We start from the raw sequence: 18119 nt of genomic DNA on the forward strand, positions 1-18119 counted from the left end.
GTAAACACAAAAAAACCGGCTAGTTTAGCCGACTTCTGGGTAACTATATTGATTAATGTGGTGTAGACTGATAAAATAAATCTTGGTCTGATTGTACAGATATATCAATGTTATGTCTAAGGCAATCTAATTATATCATGGATTAAGCACGCTGTCAACCAGTGCATAAGGGGATGAAAAGATGGCTATCAGCGATCAGGATTGGAAAGACGAACAAACGCGGGTAACAGATGTCACGGATAAAATCAGCAGTAAAATTACTCAACTTGAGGCGGATGTCGGTTTAGTGCGTGGTGATGTCATTGGCATGCGTAAAGAATTCTGGGATGAGGTGACCGTCAATTTCAGTAACCCTGATGATTTGGGCGAGACGTCAACCAACCTGCGGCAGCAGGCCCAGGTTCTTTCCGAAAGAGAGAGATCCCACCTGCAGTCCAGCAAAGCTTTGAAAAAATATAAGAAGCTCGTTTACTCACCTTATTTTGGGCGGATTGATTTCCGAGAAGAAGGAATGAACCAGGAGGAGCCTATTTATCTAGGGATCGGTTCCTTTATGGACGACGACTCGGAGACCTTTCTTGTGTATGATTGGCGTGCTCCGATTTCCAGCTTATATTATGATGGAGCACCGGGAATAACCCGGTACGAGACGCCTTCCGGTACTGTAACGGGAGAGATGAGCCTGAAGCGGCAGTTTGTTATTCATGATGGAGTCATTGAAGTCCTATTTGACACAGGAGTGACCATTGGTGATGAGCTTCTGCAGCAGGTGCTCAGCCACAGCGCTGATGACCGCATGAAAAGTATCGTGGCTACGATTCAAAGAGAGCAGAATGCAGTCATTCGGAATGACAAGACACGTATGTTGATCGTTCAAGGTGCTGCCGGAAGCGGGAAAACCTCGGCTGCCCTTCAGAGAGTTGCTTATTTGCTGTATAAATACCGGGAAGTGCTGCAGGCCGATCAGATGATCCTGTTCTCGCCGAACCCCCTCTTTAACAGTTATGTTTCAACGGTTCTGCCAGAGCTCGGGGAAGAGAACATGCAGCAGACAACATTCCAATCTTATCTGGAGCATCGGCTCGGAAGGGAGTTCGAGCTGGAAGATGTGTTTACACAGACCGAAATTTTGTTGAATGCACCAGATACACCGGCTCATCGGGCGCGTCTAGAGGGAATAGCTTATAAGTCTTCTGTGCCTTATCTGGATGTTATTCGTTCGTATAAAGACCTGTTAGAGAGAGAAGGCATGATGTTTAGGCCCGTTGTTTTTCAGGGCAGGGTCATCATAAGTGGAGATGAGATGGCTGCTCAGTTCTATGGTTATGACTCTGCGGTTAAACTCGCCGGAAGACTCGACTTAATGAGAGAGTGGATGCTGAAGAGGTTATCCGATTTTTCGCATGAAGAGAGAAAAGCGCCATGGGTTGAGGATCAGATCGAGTTGATGGATCCGGATGATTATCACCGTGCTTATCAAACGATGCGGCGAAAACAGAGCAAGAAGGAAGACAGCTTTAACGATTTTGATCAGGAGAAGGAACTTCTCGGGCGTATGGTGGTCAGTGATCGTCTCAAACCTTTGCGGCGTTGGATCAAGCGGTTCCGGTTTGTTGATGTTAAAGGGTTGTATCGAAAGCTGTTTGCGGACGAACGGTTGTTCAGACGTTTGGCAGGAAATGAAGCGGCTTTGCCTGGCAGCTGGAGTGAAGTGTGTAGTCAGACGATGCAGAAGATCGAGCATAAGGAACTATTTTATGAAGATGCAACTCCGTTCCTTTATTTGAAAGAGCTGCTGCAAGGCTTCCGGACGAACACATCGATCCGCCATGTTATCGTGGATGAGGTGCAGGACTATTCAGCCTTTCAGCTGGAATTTCTCAAACGGCTATTCCCACGTGCAAAAATGACGGTTCTAGGCGACCTTAATCAGGCCATTTATGCTCACGGTGAAGCGCTGGGAAGTTTGGAAAATCTAGTCAGCCTATACGGAAAAGAAGAGACAGAAGTGATCAACCTAACACGGAGTTACCGGTCCACTTATGAGATCGTTGAATTTACACGGAAGATGATTCCGGGGGGAGAGGTCATCGTTCCGTTTAACCGCCCTGGCGAGGAGCCTCGTGTTATTCCGGTAAAGACAGAAGCTGAACTGACGAAGTCGGTCATATCCGATATTCGCAGTCTCCATGACAAGGGATATCATTATGTGGCAGTCATTTGTAAGACGGAAGAGGAAAGCCAGCGTGTTCAAAAGCAGCTGTCGGCGGAAATTCCGGTAAGACTCATTAGAAAGAACACGCCTGCATTTGAAAAAGGTACACTTGTCGTGCCGGCCTATTTGGCCAAAGGTGTGGAGTTTGATGCTGTGATTATATACAATGGATCGAATGAAGTGTACAGCAAGGAAAGTGAGCGGAAGTTGTTTTATACTGCTTGCACGCGCGCGATGCATGAGCTTCACATTTACCATGTGGGTGAAAAGAGCACTTTTCTCCCCCAGAATTAATGTCAAATAAGGTTGTCCCAAAAAGCAGGTTACCCGAGGATACATCCTTGGGTAACCTGCTTCGTTTTATGGCTCCGGATGTTCATAATTTGAATAAATAATAAATTTTTCCTTGAAAGCGAGACCACATATTATTAAATTCACAAAAACCTCACAATTGCTCTAAACACATACTAGGGCTTTAAGTACCCTATTCATTTCCCAGCTTGTCCTGTCGAAAGATATATATGGAACAGAAACTTACATAAGGATAGGTGCTGTGGAATGAAAATAAAAACAAAATTACTAATTTCATCAACCGTTGTATCAACGGTGATAGCTTGCATGATCATTAGCGCATTTTTCTCATCGAAAACAACAGAACAGAAATTCTCATCGATTATAGAAGTGGACCAGAAGATTGTGTACAATCTGAATGAAATGCAGCTGTATTTTGCGGGTATAGCGAATGATGAACGAGGATTTTTGCTGTCTGGAGATCAGTTATTCATAGACGGTCTGAGAAAGAAACAAGATTCTTTTGTTCAGTTATTAGAGGCGACGAAAAAGCTGGTGGGTTCAGAGGCTGAAGAGTTAAAGAGACTCCATCAGATCTCTGTAGGATATTCGATTTACAATGATGCGGTAGAAGAAGTGTTAATCAAGGCGGGTCTTGGACAGAAAGAACTCAATCCTTTTACTGTGTATAAAGAGGCCTTTCAGCTTGAAAGGGAAATTCGCGAATCCTTTGAACCTATGATAAAAGAATTCACGGAACAAAAAGATAAAGACATGGAAGAACGAGAGGATGCAATCAGTAAACAGTCTAATATTCAAAACAGCATTGTTTTGGTTGTTGGTTTAGCCGTGGTTGTATATAACACACTTCAGAGCTTTTTCCTAGTGAGATCGATTTCTCCTCTAGGTCGGATGCGTGAGCAACTCTTGAAGATTGCAGATGGTGGAGGGGATCTGATAACGCAGGTAAGTATCCGGACGAAGGATGAGATCGGAGAAGTGGCTGGTGCTTACAACAAGCTGAATGAAGGATTCCGGGAAATTGTACTCCAGGTTCAAAATGCTGCCAGTCAGGTGGCGGAATCTACCGTGATGCTCAAATCCAGTTCTGAGGAGATACGTCAGGCTACACAGCACACCTCGGGCGTTATGGAGGAGTTGGCGGCGGGGGTAGAAAATCAACTTCAGGATACGGAGGCTACTTCAGCTGTTGTCTATGAAATGGCAGACGGAATGAAACAGATCGCAGTAACGGCTCAGGTAACTGCAGAACTCTCAAGCAAAACGAATCAACTTGCGGGAGAGGGTGAGCAGGCAATCATTCATACGATGCAGCAGATGGAAAATATACGCAGTAGTGTAAGTCAGTCAACTGAGGCTGTGAAGGCATTGGGCCAAAAAGCGGCCAGTATTGGAGCTATGGGTGACATGATTAAGGATGTGGCGGCCCAGACGAGCCTGCTTTCCCTGAATGCCTCGATCGAAGCAGCCCGGGCTGGTGAGCATGGAAGAGGCTTTGCAGTAGTTGCTTCGGAAGTGAAAAAGCTGGCGGAACAATCATCGGCATCATCAGAAGAAATCAGTCAGTTCGTTCAACAAATTCAACGTGACATTATGGATCTGACACTAGTGATGGAGAATGGGCTCCAATCCGTAATGGAAGGCATGAGTGTTGCAAAGGGAGCTGAAGATGCTTTCCAAAATATCGAGCAATCGATTGCGGAACTGAACGATCAAATCGCCGGAGTGAGTGCAGCTACGGAACAGATGAATTATGGTGCGGATGGAATTGTCAAATCGGTTAAACGGATTTCTGAGATTACGGAAACAACGGCTGGAGGTACTCAAAGCGTCAGCGCTGCAACCGAAGAACAGCTGGCCTCGATGGAGGAAATCACAAACAATATTCAAACGTTAAATGAACTTTCAAATCATCTGCAGCAATTAATGTCCGGTTTTAAAGTGTAGCGAATTGTAAACCACCTTTTTGCCATGAATATTACGTGAGAAAGAACCCACAATAACAATGAAGCAAATGATGTTAAAGGTGGTCTTCTCATGGAAAACAAGAAATGGGACTTGCTTGCCCTAGCATCCATACCGTTAATCATGACGTTAGGCAATTCCATGCTAATTCCCATTTTGCCCCAAATTTCTAGAGCCTTGGGTATTAGCTCGTTTATGGTCAGTATGCTGATCACGGTTTATGGCGTTGTTGCCATACTGCTAATTCCCATTGCTGGCTATCTTTCTGACCGTTACGGGCGCAAAAAAATAATTATACCAAGCTTGATTATTACTGCTGCAGGAGGCGGGGTTTCAGCGGTTGCAGCCTGGCTGATGGATGGAATGGGAGCTTACACCGTGATTTTGGCAGGAAGGTTGCTTCAGGGTATAGGAGCGGCCGGTGCTTTTCCCATTGTGATTCCACTTGTAGGCGATATGTTTAAGGAAGAAGAGGAAGTTAGTAAAAGTCTAGGAATTATCGAAACATCGAATACGTTTGGTAAAGTTGTAAGTCCGATACTGGGAGCCTTTTTGGGGAGTATTGTCTGGTATCTTCCGTTTATAGCGATACCCGCGTTATGCTTAATCTCTATTTTATTGGTCATATTTCTTGTGAAGCCCCCTAAGCATAAGGAAAACAAGCAGTCCATCCGTGAATTTTTGAAAACCACGAAAGAGGTTCTTCATGAAAAGGGCCGATGGCTGTATGCAATTTTTGCAATTGGCGGCATTGCTATGTTTGGAGTGTTTGGTGTTCTCTTTTATTTGTCGGAGATACTGGAATCAACGTATAAATTAAAGGGAGTCCTGAAAGGACTTGTTCTGGCTATACCACTCGCTGGACTTTGCTTGGCTTCTTTTTTGGCAGGGAAATTTATAGGAAGTAATAAGACAGCTATGAAGTGGACCGGGTTTACGGGAATGACACTGCTCACAGCCTCATTGATCATAACAGGATTCAGTGATCAGATATATTTTGTCATAAGTCTGATGACTCTTGGAAGTATTGGTATCGGCCTTACGCTCCCATGTATGGACACCCTTCTGACAGAAGGTGTGGAGAAGGAGCAGCGAGGAACAATTACCTCACTTTACAGCAGTATGCGCTTCATCGGGGTCTCATTGGGGCCACCCGTCGTCTCTCTTTTGCTTGGAGCCAATCACTGGGTACTGTTTATTGTGCTGGCCGCAGTGTCGGCAATCGGATCGCTATTAACTTTCTTTGCCGTGAAGCCTGAAGAGAAAGAACAGAGTCGTGGCGGAGGAAACTCCAGAATGCAGTTTAAAAAACCGCATGGATTGAGCAACAAAAACCTTGCCCGTAAGTAGGCAAGGTTTTTTGTGTGTTCTATTTCGTGAAATATGTTCAGTTCAACAAGCTGAACAATCAGATGGATTGATCTGCTTCGGTTTGGTTGATATCTGATTTTCGGGAGAAGGATCTTTTGATGAGAGCTGCCGTATAAATGATGATTAATAAAACCATAGCAATGGCAGAATAACGATACATAATGGTGTAGCTGGTGTACCTGGCAATCGTTCCTAGAATCATGGCGCCGATGGCCACTCCGAAGTCTAATGAATTTAAGAACATCCCATTGGCCATACCACGCTGCCGAGCAGGAACTTCCTGGATCATCCATGTTTGCAACGAAGGTTGCATAGAACCGAAACCAAGACCGTAGCAAATGGCGGAAATCAGCAGACCTCCGGTCGATGAAGCATAAGTAAGGAGTATAAGACCAGCCATCATGAACAAGGCTCCTGGAATTAATAGTGCTTTGTGTCCATATCGGTCATATAATCGGCCTGAAACGGGACGAATTAGAATAATGGCAAGGGCATTAAACAGGAAGAAATATTGCGGATTGGACAGTTGGACTTCATCTCCGTATACAGCGAGAAAACTTAGAAGTCCACCGTAGGTGACTGATGTCAAGAAATTCAAAACAGAAGGAAGGAGCAAACGGCGTTTGACGGAAGTTCTCCCGCCTTCCTGAATAGGTTCAGGTGCCGACTTCTTATGGTTTTTAGGTGTTCTCGAGGTAAGTAAAAAAACTAGTGGAAATATGAGAATGTTTATGGTTGATGTAATAATAACAAGCGGAGTGAATCCTCCGCCCTGTAGAAGGGTTAAACCAATCATAGGTCCAATGGACATGGCAAGGGTGGTAGACAAGCCGAAATAACCCATTCCTTCACCGAGGCGTTTAGCCGGTATTACATCCGAAGCCATCGTTGGGAAGGAAGTGCTGGTCATACCGAAGCCGATGCCGAATAAAACGCGCATAAGCAGCAGAACACCAATGCCTGTGGCCCAGTAATAGCCAAGTGTTGCAATCAGTGATATGAAGAGGCCGATGTAAAGCAGCTGCCTGCGTTTTCCCTTTTCAAGAGCTTTACTGGAAAACAGCCGGGATGCAATGGCGCTAAATGCAAATACGCTTGTGATGAGACTAACCTGTGTCGGGTTGGCCTCGAAAGCTTCCTTGGCATAAGCCGGCAGTGTGGTCAGAAGCATCTGAAGGGTGAGAAACAAGAACAGATTGCTTAGCATTAATGTGACGAATTCTTTGGTCCACAATTTGTTTGTTTTGATTAGGTCATTCATGGATTTTATCTCTCCTGTTATGTCTGATTTCGTTCGATGTTAGCGTTCATACGAGAGATGATGTCCCAGAACAGTTCTATCTGCTTCGGATCAATACCTTCGGCAATCATACGGCTGCACTCCTGCTCTATGGGAGTTGTGGATGTGATCAGCTCTTTGCCGGTTTCCGTAATATGCAGCAAAAAGGCTCTGCGGTCATGGGGTGAAACTTCTCTCCGAATGAGCCCTTTTTTTTCTAATAAATCGAGTATGCGTGTCGTAGTAGGCTGATCCTTATCGGCCCTTGCCGCAACTTCTTTTTGATTCAACCCTTCGCTGATTGCGATCTGGTTTAGCACAGACCACTGTTCAGGTGTAATATCAAAAGGCTTTAATCTGTGTGCAAACAGATTCGTCGCTCTGCGGTAGGTATAACCGAGCTGAAATCCGATCGAAGGAATGCTTTCAAGATCTTTCAAGAAATAACTCACCGCTTTCAGTGATTTTTTCAAAAAAATAGTTGTCTAAACAATTATATGTCTGACAATTTATGATTGTCAATAAATTGCCTATGTTTATGTGATTAAATTGCCCCAATTTATGCGATATTTATGTGATGAAAGAGAGATTTGCCCTAGAATAAAAAAAGGAGGGGAGAGACTTGGGGGAGAGCAAGCGTAAAAAGTCCAAGTATTCTGGTTCACAGCCAAAACCGTCAAAATCCGTAAAGCCATTGTCACAGCGTAAAAGGATTTTCACTGGAATCATAGTAGGTCTCCTCGTTGTTGCGGCTATAACTGCATTGTTTGTCCTGAATGATAAATCAGGCGGAGAAGAGAGCATGAAGTATCCTGATCTTCAACAAGTTCAGGCCGGTGAAGTGCCGGAAGGTTTTGATGTTGAGAATCAACCAACTTTGGGGGACCCATCAGCGCCCTTTCAAATCGTTGAATTTTCGGATTATAAGTGCCCTTACTGCAAAGTGTGGACAGATGAAGTATTTCCCCGTTTAAAAACCGAGTATATTGACACAGGGAAAGCCAATTTTGTTTATGTTGACATGGCATTTCTTGCTCCGGACTCCGTCCTCGCCGCTTTAGCTGGAGAGACACTGTACCAAATGGATCCGGATTATTTCTGGAAGTATCACGAACTGATGACAGAACGGCAAGGCGATAAAGACAAGGAATGGGCGACCTATTCTTTTATAACAGATCTGGTAGAACAGGAAATGCCTGAAGTACCTTTGGAACAATTTAAAGAAGACCTGAAGTCTGAAAAGTATATCAAGAACATCAAACGTGATTTGGATATCGCTGATAAGCAGGGGGTGCAAGGAACCCCAACGATCTTTATCAATGGTGTAAAGTTTGAAGATCCTACATTTGAAGAGATACAGGCATATATTGAGGGAAACGGGCAGTAATGAAGGTTGGATTATGTCCCGTTAATGGAGCCAGGCGCGAGAGAATGCGTCTGGCTATTTATTATGGAGCATAATGTTAAGAAAGGGATGCTGCCTCAAAAATTAATCGTTTTCACAATGGTCTTTACAGGGTTTGGCTAATGAACGTGGAATAAAAGATGAGGGGAGTGAATTATTTGTTTAAACATGTTTGCTCTCATTAAACACAGGCTTAACAATTAGGGGCTATTATAGAATTAAATCCATAAGACGATCAGGAGGAGTTCAATATGACACAAATCATCAACTTTGCACACCGGGGGGCATCTGGCGTATGCCCGGAGAACACGATGGCGGCATTTCGTAAGGCACTGGAGCTTGGAGCAACAGGAATCGAGACGGATGTCCAGATGACCAAGGATGGAAAGCTGATTCTAATCCATGATGAAACGGTTCTGCGAACGACAGGTGAACAGGGATTTGTTAAAGATTACACGCTCGAAGAAATCCAGAAGTTTGATGCGGGTTCCTGGTTCAGTAAGGAATTCCGTGAAGAGCGACTCCCTACGCTTGAGGAACTGCTCGAGCTGACCAAAGATCGGGGTACCATTGTAAACATTGAACTGAAAAATGGGAGCATTCAATATCCGGAGCTGGAAGAAAAGGTAATCGCCAGTATCCGAAGTTTCGGGATGGAGGATCGAGTTGTCATCTCCAGCTTTAATCATTATTCACTCGTAAAATGCAAGACCATTGCCCCTGAAATCCGTACAGGTATTTTATATGTAGAGGGCTTGTACAAGGCTTGGGAATACGCCCAATCTGTAGGCGCAGATGCGCTGCATGCTTTAAAATATGCTGTGCTGCCTGAATGGGTTGAGGAAGCCAAAGCATGCGGTATCGTGTACCATCCGTGGACTGTTAATGAACCTGAAGAAATGAAGCGTCTGATTGCGTCTAAAGTAGCCGGTATCATTACGGACTACCCGGATCGGCTTAACGGACTGCTTCGAACTGAAGGAGCGTGAATATGTGAAAAAAACGTGGCTGTTAGGATTCGGTTTTTTCAGTATTAGTATTACCTGGGCATTATATAACGCTTTTGTTCCCTTTTTCCTTGAGGACTACATATCGAGCGTTGCATTGATCGGTTTTTTTATGACCATCGATAATTATTTTGCTCTATTCTTACAGCCATGGATAGGCAGCCGCAGCGACCGGACTCATACCCGCTTCGGAAGAAGAATGCCTTATCTTCTGATCGGTATGCCGCTTGGTGCCTTATTTACAGCGATCATTCCATTTCACACCGGAATGATGACACTAATTCTGTTTATGGTGCTGATGAATCTCGCTATGAGCCTTTATCGTTCTCCAACGGTTGCGCTTATGCCCGACATCACAGCCGAGAAAAACCGGACCCGGGCCAATGGTATTATTAATTTTATGGGGGGCATCGGTTCCATTATTGCATTTGGTGCTGGATCGGTGTTGTATAAAGCGCATCCTTCGTTCCCGTTCATTGCGGCGGCTTGTGTCACTCTAATCTCCATGTTTATTCTGATGCGTTTTATTAAAGAGAAGCGGGATGCACCGGGTTATGCCGTACAAACCGAGGTCAAAACAAAAATATCGTTTAAGGGTCAGTTAAATCGTACAACGATCTTTCTGCTCTTAGCCATCTTCTTTTGGTTTGTCGCCTATCAAGGCGTGGAAACACTTTTTACCTTATATGGCAAAAATGAAATGGGACTGACAAAATCAGAAGCGTCGTTTTCACTGACATTCTTTTCACTTGCCTTTGTGCTATTCGCTATTCCAAGCGGGTGGCTCGGAAGCAAATTTGGGAAGAAGCGGGTAATATTCATCGGCGTTGCAGGACTCTTGGTCGTATTTGCATCCATTCCGTTCATTGATTCTTTGCTGGTGCTGCGGATTTTGCTGACGATTGGAGGCTTGTTCTGGGCGTGCATCAACATTAACTCTTATCCGTTCATCGTGTCTACCGGATCGGAAGAGAGTATTGGCACACGCACGGGAATGTACTATCTTGCATCCTCACTTGCCGCCATCTCTTCACCGCCGCTACTGGGCCAGCTTATTGATGCGTTTGGATATTCAATTCTGTTCTATTGTGCAGCGGGCAGTATGTTGATTGCATTGTTCTGTGTATCGATGATCCGCCATCCAGAGACGATGAATCGGTCTGGGCATGGAGACGCAATAGTTAATTCTTAAATCGGAGTGGAATATTCTGAATTGATGGAGCTTGCTTTGTAGAAGCTCCTTTTTTATGTTACTGTATATCAAATGTTGCATTGGCTCGCGGGCGTCGTCACCCGATATGGGGCGGTGTCAGTCGATTACAAGAGTGGCTTTACCCAAAATAACTCCAAGGTATAATAATAAAAAAAATCCGATAAATATGCTGGCAATTGTTTAAAAATGACGAAACTCTTGGTACAATAGCGGAAGTCAAAATATAAGGAGGCGTAATATGACACAAAAGATAAGAGTGGGGATTGTAGGATACGGAAATCTGGGCCGCGGGGTAGAGAAGGCCATTAAACAGAACAGCGACTTCGAATTAACAGCCGTATTTTCCCGGCGTGATCCTGAAGGGGTATCCTCGGAAGCGAAAGCGGTACATATTTCCGAACTGGATAGCTATAAAGGACAAATCGACGTGCTTATTCTTTGCGGCGGTTCTGCTACGGATCTACCGGAACAGGGTCCAGCTTTGGCAGGACTGTTTCATACAGTAGACAGTTTTGATACACACGCTAAAATTCCTTCTTATTACGAAAGTGTTGACGCAGCCGCACGTAAAGGCGGTAAAATCAGTGTGATCTCAACAGGCTGGGATCCGGGATTATTCTCCTTGAACAGACTGCTTGGAGAAGCAGTACTTCCTGAAGGAAATGAATATACATTTTGGGGTAAGGGTGTAAGTCAGGGCCACTCTGATGCCATTCGCCGTATTGCCGGCGTGAAGAATGGTGTGCAGTACACAATTCCTCGTGAAGAAGCTGTTGAGCGTGTACGCAGCGGCGAGAATCCGGAACTCAGCACCCGCGACAAGCATCTTCGTGAATGCTATATCGTAGCTGAAGAAGGAGCGGATCAAGCTGCGATTGAGACTGAAATTAAAGAAATGCCGAACTATTTCGCCGATTATGATACAGTAGTAAACTTTATCAGTGAAGAAGAGTTGAAGCGTGATCATTCCAGCATGCCACACGGTGGTACAGTGCTGCGCAGTGGCCGTACTGGAGAAAACAGCAAGCAGATTATCGAATTCGGTCTGAAGCTGGATAGTAATCCAGAATTTACAGCCAGTGTGCTCGTAGCTTATGCACGTGCTGCTTACAAGTTGGGACAAGCTGGTGACGCCGGTGCGAAAACCGTGTTTGATATTCCATTCGGACTGCTGTCCCCGAAATCACCGGAGCAGCTTCGTAAGGAACTTTTATAATAGTAGGTATATAACGGAGTTAATCTGCGCCCGCACCCTTCAAGGGGGACGGGCGTTTTTCTGGATAAGTAACGGTAATTTGATAGATTGTTTAGAGCTTGCAGACAAATGAAAAGCAACTCATAATGGAATAAATAAGCTGGGGAGGGATGTTGTGCAACTGCTGGCCATGCTTACTATGCTGACTGATCATGTTGGACTTGTCTTTTTTCCCGGACAGGAAATTTGGAGAATCATCGGGCGTATTGCATTTCCCCTTTATGTCTATGGTCTTGTTCAGGGTTATTTCCACACTTCATCAAGACCCCGCTATATGTTTCGTCTGGGTATGATCGCTTTATTGTCTCAAATTCCGTACCAGCTTGTGATCAATCCCTATGGATTGAATGTGGTCGTTTCACTTTTGGCCGGTGTGGTTGTACTGCACATATTGGACCGCTCTGATTCCTTGACGCTGTCCATCGGAATTGTAGCTGCCGCAAGTTTTGTTATGGAGATGTTTCCTTTTGATTACGGCGCCTATGGTCTACTGCTCATTCTGGTATTCAGGTACTCTCCTGTCCATTTACTTGTACCGTGGCATCTGATGCTGAATATGCTGTATCTTTTCTTAAATAATTGGGACCTACAGCTGTGGAGTTTGTTGCCGACCATACTGATTGCTTATGGCCCGCTTATGTGGAAGCGGATTGAATCGTTCCGCGTACCTTCCTGGATATGGAGATCGTTTTATCCGCTGCATATGTTACTTCTAGCCATAATACAGCTGTGGAAATAATATATCTTCTACTGATGGAAGAGAAGGATCCGGAGCTATACGAACTGAATCGAAAGATATTCACATGACTATAAAGCTTTAGGTTGAAGCTGCATTCATTAAGGGGGGGATTTAATGCTAAAGGTTGGAATCACGGTATGTCTGTTGTTGTTTGCTGTGGCAGGATATTTAGCTTTTCGGAATTCAAAAATGATTGCCGAAAAGAAGCAGGCTACATACATTTCAGTGCCTTCCTCTGAATATACACTTTATATGACGAGGGAATTAACCGAAGAGGACCGAAGGACTATGGTGCCGCTTGGGATCATGGAATACCGTGACTTGAACGGAATAATGAAGGCTGTTTTGTGCAGAGTTACTCACGAAAGCAGTGGGGATTTGAAATTAGAAGAGGCAGGGATGATAATGATGAGACATATGATTCAGGCTCATCAAAGAGGAACGTTTATCGGTTATCGTTCGGAAGTGGAAGCTTTGCAGAGTGAGGATGAAATACGAATGGCGGATCGACTCTCTGAAGCTGCCAATCGTTCAGAACTGGCTGCAAGTCAAACAGAAGAGGAACTGTTAAAATAACAATGCTGCGGATAGAGTCAACCTCTCCTCTGACGGGGTAATGAACAGGAACAAGGCCGAAAGGAGATTTCCGAATGAAAACGATAACCATCGGAAAGACACTGATCTCCGTATTATCAGGCGATATTACGGCTTGGAAGGGTGACATTATCGTAAACGCAGCGAATTCCGGCCTTTTGGGCGGTAACGGTGTTGACAGAGGCATTCACCGGATAGGCGGTCCTGAAATTATGGAGCAGTGCAAGGAAATTCGAAAGCTCCAGGGGGGATGTCCTCCAGGTCACGCAGTCATTACGGGGGCAGGGAATTTGGATGCCAAGCATGTTATCCATACCGTCGGTCCAATTTGGGAAGGCGGAGGCCGTGGTGAAGCACAAACCTTGGCGGATTGTTACCGGAGCAGTTTGCAACTGGCGAATGAAGTGGGAGCACGAAGCATTGCGTTTCCCAATATTAGCACCGGTATTTACGGATATCCCAAATCGCCCGCTTGTGATGTTGCTTTGAAAGCGGTCACTGAATTTCTTAGAGAAGATTCGCAGGATAACCGACTCGAGCAGATTGACTTTGTATGTTTTGAATCGGACAATGCGAATTTGTATGTTCAGTGGTTGGAACACTATGCTTAACAGTCTCTGTCTGTAACGTTATTACGGGGCTTGCGGAGCGCAGCCCCGTTTAAAATTGCTAACATACCTCCAGAAACGATATTCTTTAACAGACAAAGGAGAAAGAACAGCATGAATATGAAAAAGAATGCCGCAGAAAAAGCAGTTGAATATATTCAGGATGGTATGAAGGTTGGACTCGGTACCGGATCTACTGCCTATTGGGCGATCGTCCGAATCGGAGAACGTGTAAAGGAAGGGCTATCCATTAAAGCGGTTGCTACGTCTAAGGCTTCGGAAAAGCTGGCAGTTGAGCATGGAATTACACTAAGTCCCCTGCACCATATCGGTAGACTCGATCTCACGATTGATGGCGCGGATGAGCTCGATCCAGAGCTTCGCTTGATCAAGGGTGGCGGAGGTGCTCTGCTTCGAGAGAAAATTACCGCCTTCCACAGTGATCGTCTTCTGATTGTGGCCGATGAGAGTAAGTCAGTTACTTCATTAGGGAACTTTCCGCTGCCCGTTGAGATTGTACCTTTTGCGAGGGAGTGGACTTACGCTGCATTGGAGAGATTGGGCTGCAGCGTGCAGCTTCGGCTGGAAGAAACGGGGAACTTGTATGTAACGGATAACGGTAATTACATAGCTGATTGTGGATTTGGTATAATAAACTCTCCAGAACAGCTGGAGCAGCAATTGAGGGGAATTCCGGGTGTTGTAGAACATGGCTTGTTCATCGGTATGGCAGACATAGCTTTTATCGGGCGTAGCGACGGGGCTGTGGATGTCATGGACAGCAACAACAAAAAACAACTCGGGATAAATGATTTCGGAGGTTAAAAAAGCATGTCTGATAATCAGGAACATGAAGATTTGTCATTATACTTATTAGTAGTACTTTCACGGGCATATAACTCCGTGATGGCTCACTCTAACCGGAGTATCCAAAGTCACGGGCTCAACTCAACAGAATTTGGTGTACTGGATGTGCTGTATCACAAAGGATCGCAGCCACTGCAAAAAATTGGCGAGAAGGTACTCATTTCTAGTGGAAATATTACGTATGTGGTGGACAAGCTGCAAAAAAAGAATTTGCTCATCAGAAGAGCATCGGCAGAGGATCGCCGTGTTATTTACGCTGAATTAACTGATGAGGGCAAGGAGCAATTTGAACGTATTTTCTCCGTACATAAAGAGAAGATTGCGCACGCGGTAAGCGGCCTAACGGATGAAGAGAAGCTGCAGGCGTCAGCTCTACTCAGGAAGCTCGGTATTACCGCACAGGAATTGCAGTGAGATGAGTTTGAGATACTACTTGGAAATGGAGATATGACGATGATAAAACAAATTTCTTCCCGTCTGGAGGATCTGGAGGTTAAGGAATTGCTTGCTTACTCCGTCTTTCCGGATCCGGAGAGGCTGGATCAAGCGGTAGAAGCTTACCGTAAACCTAATGGACTGGAATTATACGGATATGAGGAAGAAGGCGTGCTTGTAGGCATTATTGGTGTCCACAAGGTAGTAGATGAAATGACTATCAAGCACATTGCAGTAACACCGGAAAACAGAGGTAAGGATTACGGCCGGGGCATGATTCTGGAACTGCTGCTGCAAGAAAAGCCTACGCGTGTTATTGCAGAGACCGATGAGGAATCTGTGGGCTTTTACCGCAGCATCGGATTTGAGATTTACAGTCTTGGAGAGCTGTACCCTGGGGTTGAACGTTTCCGCTGCGTATATGATGTGGAAGAGGAAGAAGAATAACATATGTGTTTTAAAAGCAGGCTGCTCTTGAGGATTCATCCTTGGGTGGCCTTTTTATTGTAGTTTTTGTGAAAAGGTATAATTAACTCAAAGAGTTCTTATTATAATTAGTAAAATACGCTTGACATATTTTATTAATTATCTAATAATAATTATTATAAAGTATATTCGAATTGAATTGAGTATACTACTAATAAAAATATAACTAAAGGAGATATAAACATGTCACTAATCGGAACAGAAGTACTACCATTCAAAGCATCCGCATTTCACAATGGTAAATTTATCGGAGTTACAGAAGAAAATTTCAGAGGTAAATGGAGTGTTGTTTGCTTCTACCCAGCTGACTTTACATTTGTTTGCCCTACTGAGCTCGAAGATTTGCAGAACCAATACGAAACTTTGAAGAAACTCGGCGTTGAAGTATATTCTGTTTCTACAGATACTCATTTTACACATAAAGCATGGCATGAGAGCTCCCCTGCTATTGGCAAGGTTGAGTACATTATGATCGGTGATCCTTCCCATGTGATCTCTCGCAACTTTGATGTACTGATCGAAGCTGATGGTCTTGCAGATCGCGGTACGTTCATCATTGATCCAGATGGTGTTATCCAAACTGTTGAGATTACTGCTGGAGGCATCGGCCGTGATGCAAGTGCTCTTGTTAACAAGATCAAAGCTGCACAGTATGTTCGTAACAACCCGGGTGAAGTTTGCCCAGCGAAATGGCAGGAAGGTGGAGAAACACTTAAACCGAGCCTCGATCTCGTAGGCAAAATTTAAGGTGTGATAAAATGACACTAGATCAAGAAATAAAAAATCAACTAGAACAATATCTCCAGCTTTTGGAAGGCGATGTTGTGCTCAAAGTCAGTGCAGGCTCCGATGAGGCATCTCAAGAGATGCTTGCACTGGTTGATGAGATTGCCGGCATGTCTGCTAAGATAACTGTGGAAAACACACAATTATCTAGAACACCAAGCTTTAGCGTAAATCGTGTGGGTGAAGACACGGGAGTAACCTTTGCTGGAACACCGCTCGGTCATGAGTTTACTTCATTAGTACTGGCTCTATTGCAGGTTAGCGGAAGACCTCCAAAGGTCGAGCAAAGCGTAATTGATCAAATCAAAAGTATTCGTGGCGAATATAACTTTGAATCTTATATCAGCCTGAGCTGCCATAATTGCCCTGATGTTGTACAAGCTCTGAACTTGATGAGTATCTTCAATCCTGGCATCTCTCATACGATGATTGACGGTGCGGTATTCAAAGAAGAGATAGAGAGCAAGGATGTTATGGCTGTGCCAAGCGTTTACCTCAATGGTGAATTTTTCGGAAGCGGTCGTATGACGGTTGAAGAAATTCTTGCTAAGCTAGGTACTGCTCCGGACGCATCAGAGTTTGACAATAAGGACCCATATGATGTGCTTGTTGTTGGCGGCGGTCCGGCAGGTGCAAGCGCAGCGATTTATGCGGCACGTAAAGGGATCCGTACAGGTATTGTTGCTGAACGCTTTGGCGGTCAGGTCAATGACACTTTGGGCATTGAGAACTTTATCAGTGTCAAATATACGGAAGGTCCTAAGCTCGTAGCTAGTATTGAAGAGCAAGTGAAAGAATACAACATCGATGTTATGAAATTGCAGCGTGCCAAGCGTTTGGAAAAGAAAGATTTCATTGAAATCGAACTCGAAAACGGTGCTGTTCTAAAGAGCAAGACGGTAATCGTATCGACAGGAGCGCGTTGGCGGAATATCGGTGTACCTGGTGAATTAGAGTTCAAGAACAAAGGGGTAGCTTATTGCCCGCATTGTGACGGTCCTTTGTTTACAGGTAAAGACGTTGCGGTTGTTGGTGGCGGTAATTCTGGGGTTGAGGCAGCGATTGATCTTGCAGGTATTGTAAAACATGTAACGGTTCTAGAGTTTGCACCAGAGCTCAAAGCTGATGCAGTGCTCCAAGATCGTCTTTACAGCCTACCTAACGTTACGGTGCTCAAGAATGTGCAAACCAAAGAAATTACCGGAAATGACAAGGTCAATGGTATCTCTTATGTCGATCGTGGAACAGGCGAAACTCACCATGTTGAATTGCAGGGTGTCTTCGTACAGATCGGTCTTGTACCAAATACCGATTGGTTAGGCGACACGGTTGAACGCACTCGCTCTGGTGAGATCGTCGTAAACAGCCATGGTGCTACAAATGTACCTGGAGTGTTTGCTGCCGGCGATTGTACGAATAGTCCATATAAACAGATCATCATTTCTATGGGATCTGGTGCTACGGCGGCTTTAGGTGCTTTCGATTATCTGATCCGGAATTAATCGATATTGCGATTATGAGTTAGTACTTAACACCTCTTGATAGGTTAATGAACAATAGCCCTCACTTTTCACAAGTGGGG

17 protein-coding genes are annotated in these 18119 nt (G+C 44.7%); 15 read left to right on the forward strand and 2 right to left on the reverse strand.

Annotated elements, in window-relative coordinates:
- Nucleotides 1-181: 181 nt before the first annotated feature.
- The 3 genes from helD (at nucleotide 182) to bcbE (ending at nucleotide 5842) form a co-directional block, all read left to right on the forward strand.
- Nucleotides 182-2509 carry an RNA polymerase recycling motor HelD gene (gene helD, locus AC2TF5_RS09290; RefSeq protein WP_491301889.1) on the forward strand — a complete coding sequence of 776 codons (2328 nt, stop codon included), beginning with the start codon at nucleotides 182-184 and terminating at the stop codon, nucleotides 2507-2509.
- 264 nt (nucleotides 2510-2773) lie between these two features.
- Nucleotides 2774-4474 carry a methyl-accepting chemotaxis protein gene (locus AC2TF5_RS09295; protein WP_491301890.1) on the forward strand — a complete coding sequence of 567 codons (1701 nt, stop codon included), beginning with the start codon at nucleotides 2774-2776 and terminating at the stop codon, nucleotides 4472-4474.
- Between the two features lie 90 nt (nucleotides 4475-4564).
- Nucleotides 4565-5842, forward strand: coding sequence for a bacillibactin exporter BcbE (gene bcbE / locus AC2TF5_RS09300; protein ID WP_491301891.1), 1278 nt, complete (start codon nucleotides 4565-4567; stop codon nucleotides 5840-5842).
- 58 nt (nucleotides 5843-5900) lie between these two features.
- Here the strand turns inward: bcbE and AC2TF5_RS09305 are convergent, their stop codons facing one another.
- Both AC2TF5_RS09305 and AC2TF5_RS09310 read right to left on the reverse strand, forming a co-directional pair.
- Nucleotides 5901-7124, reverse strand: coding sequence for an MFS transporter (locus AC2TF5_RS09305; RefSeq protein ID WP_491301892.1), 1224 nt, complete (start codon nucleotides 7122-7124; stop codon nucleotides 5901-5903).
- A gap of 17 nt (nucleotides 7125-7141) precedes the next feature.
- Nucleotides 7142-7582, reverse strand: coding sequence for a MarR family winged helix-turn-helix transcriptional regulator (locus AC2TF5_RS09310; protein WP_491301893.1), 441 nt, complete (start codon nucleotides 7580-7582; stop codon nucleotides 7142-7144).
- 182 nt (nucleotides 7583-7764) lie between these two features.
- Here AC2TF5_RS09310 and AC2TF5_RS09315 point away from each other — a divergent pair, with 182 nt between their 5' ends.
- The 12 genes from AC2TF5_RS09315 to ahpF all read left to right on the forward strand — a co-directional run bounded on the left by AC2TF5_RS09315 (nucleotide 7765) and on the right by ahpF (nucleotide 18039).
- On the forward strand, nucleotides 7765-8529 hold the full coding sequence (locus AC2TF5_RS09315) for a DsbA family protein (protein ID WP_491301894.1): 765 nt from the start codon (nucleotides 7765-7767) through the stop codon (nucleotides 8527-8529).
- A 269-nt stretch (nucleotides 8530-8798) separates the two neighbouring features.
- Nucleotides 8799-9536, forward strand: coding sequence for a glycerophosphodiester phosphodiesterase (locus tag AC2TF5_RS09320; protein WP_491301895.1), 738 nt, complete (start codon nucleotides 8799-8801; stop codon nucleotides 9534-9536).
- 4 nt (nucleotides 9537-9540) lie between these two features.
- On the forward strand, nucleotides 9541-10746 hold the full coding sequence (locus AC2TF5_RS09325) for an SLC45 family MFS transporter (RefSeq protein ID WP_491301896.1): 1206 nt from the start codon (nucleotides 9541-9543) through the stop codon (nucleotides 10744-10746).
- Nucleotides 10747-11005: 259 nt separating this feature from the next.
- On the forward strand, nucleotides 11006-11983 hold the full coding sequence (locus tag AC2TF5_RS09330) for a diaminopimelate dehydrogenase (RefSeq protein ID WP_491301897.1): 978 nt from the start codon (nucleotides 11006-11008) through the stop codon (nucleotides 11981-11983).
- Nucleotides 11984-12137: 154 nt separating this feature from the next.
- Nucleotides 12138-12761 carry a TraX family protein gene (locus tag AC2TF5_RS09335; RefSeq protein ID WP_491301898.1) on the forward strand — a complete coding sequence of 208 codons (624 nt, stop codon included), beginning with the start codon at nucleotides 12138-12140 and terminating at the stop codon, nucleotides 12759-12761.
- Nucleotides 12762-12875: 114 nt separating this feature from the next.
- Entirely contained in the window at nucleotides 12876-13337 is a 462-nt protein-coding gene (locus AC2TF5_RS09340) for a hypothetical protein (protein WP_491301899.1), read from the forward strand.
- A 74-nt stretch (nucleotides 13338-13411) separates the two neighbouring features.
- Nucleotides 13412-13966: an O-acetyl-ADP-ribose deacetylase gene (locus tag AC2TF5_RS09345; protein WP_491301900.1), complete on the forward strand. Its 555-nt coding sequence runs from the start codon at nucleotides 13412-13414 to the stop codon at nucleotides 13964-13966.
- 111 nt (nucleotides 13967-14077) lie between these two features.
- Complete coding sequence (rpiA, locus tag AC2TF5_RS09350; protein WP_491301901.1) at nucleotides 14078-14788, forward strand: ribose-5-phosphate isomerase RpiA; 711 nt, start codon at nucleotides 14078-14080, stop codon at nucleotides 14786-14788.
- 6 nt (nucleotides 14789-14794) lie between these two features.
- Nucleotides 14795-15244 carry a MarR family winged helix-turn-helix transcriptional regulator gene (locus AC2TF5_RS09355; protein WP_491301902.1) on the forward strand — a complete coding sequence of 150 codons (450 nt, stop codon included), beginning with the start codon at nucleotides 14795-14797 and terminating at the stop codon, nucleotides 15242-15244.
- A 39-nt stretch (nucleotides 15245-15283) separates the two neighbouring features.
- Nucleotides 15284-15712: a GNAT family N-acetyltransferase gene (locus AC2TF5_RS09360; RefSeq protein ID WP_491301903.1), complete on the forward strand. Its 429-nt coding sequence runs from the start codon at nucleotides 15284-15286 to the stop codon at nucleotides 15710-15712.
- Between the two features lie 222 nt (nucleotides 15713-15934).
- A complete protein-coding gene (gene ahpC / locus AC2TF5_RS09365; protein WP_491301904.1) occupies nucleotides 15935-16498 on the forward strand; it encodes an alkyl hydroperoxide reductase subunit C in 564 nt (187 codons plus the stop codon).
- 11 nt (nucleotides 16499-16509) lie between these two features.
- Nucleotides 16510-18039: an alkyl hydroperoxide reductase subunit F gene (ahpF, locus tag AC2TF5_RS09370; RefSeq protein ID WP_491301905.1), complete on the forward strand. Its 1530-nt coding sequence runs from the start codon at nucleotides 16510-16512 to the stop codon at nucleotides 18037-18039.
- Nucleotides 18040-18119 lie beyond the last annotated feature (80 nt).

The sequence above is a fragment of the Paenibacillus sp. JNUCC 34 genome (assembly GCF_058269055.1).

What these genes read in the sequence shown, in the direction of transcription:
- AC2TF5_RS09345 (WP_491301900.1), top strand. Translation starts at nt 13,412, where the DNA reads ATGAAAACGATAACCATCGGAAAGACACTGATCTCCGTATTATCAGGC.
- ahpC (WP_491301904.1), top strand. Translation starts at nt 15,935, where the DNA reads ATGTCACTAATCGGAACAGAAGTACTACCATTCAAAGCATCCGCATTT.
- AC2TF5_RS09305 (WP_491301892.1), bottom strand. Translation starts at nt 7,124, where the DNA reads ATGAATGACCTAATCAAAACAAACAAATTGTGGACCAAAGAATTCGTC.
- bcbE (WP_491301891.1), top strand. Translation starts at nt 4,565, where the DNA reads ATGGAAAACAAGAAATGGGACTTGCTTGCCCTAGCATCCATACCGTTA.
- rpiA (WP_491301901.1), top strand. Translation starts at nt 14,078, where the DNA reads ATGAATATGAAAAAGAATGCCGCAGAAAAAGCAGTTGAATATATTCAG.
- AC2TF5_RS09360 (WP_491301903.1), top strand. Translation starts at nt 15,284, where the DNA reads ATGATAAAACAAATTTCTTCCCGTCTGGAGGATCTGGAGGTTAAGGAA.
- AC2TF5_RS09340 (WP_491301899.1), top strand. Translation starts at nt 12,876, where the DNA reads ATGCTAAAGGTTGGAATCACGGTATGTCTGTTGTTGTTTGCTGTGGCA.
- helD (WP_491301889.1), top strand. Translation starts at nt 182, where the DNA reads ATGGCTATCAGCGATCAGGATTGGAAAGACGAACAAACGCGGGTAACA.
- AC2TF5_RS09295 (WP_491301890.1), top strand. Translation starts at nt 2,774, where the DNA reads ATGAAAATAAAAACAAAATTACTAATTTCATCAACCGTTGTATCAACG.
- AC2TF5_RS09330 (WP_491301897.1), top strand. Translation starts at nt 11,006, where the DNA reads ATGACACAAAAGATAAGAGTGGGGATTGTAGGATACGGAAATCTGGGC.
- AC2TF5_RS09320 (WP_491301895.1), top strand. Translation starts at nt 8,799, where the DNA reads ATGACACAAATCATCAACTTTGCACACCGGGGGGCATCTGGCGTATGC.
- AC2TF5_RS09355 (WP_491301902.1), top strand. Translation starts at nt 14,795, where the DNA reads ATGTCTGATAATCAGGAACATGAAGATTTGTCATTATACTTATTAGTA.
- ahpF (WP_491301905.1), top strand. Translation starts at nt 16,510, where the DNA reads ATGACACTAGATCAAGAAATAAAAAATCAACTAGAACAATATCTCCAG.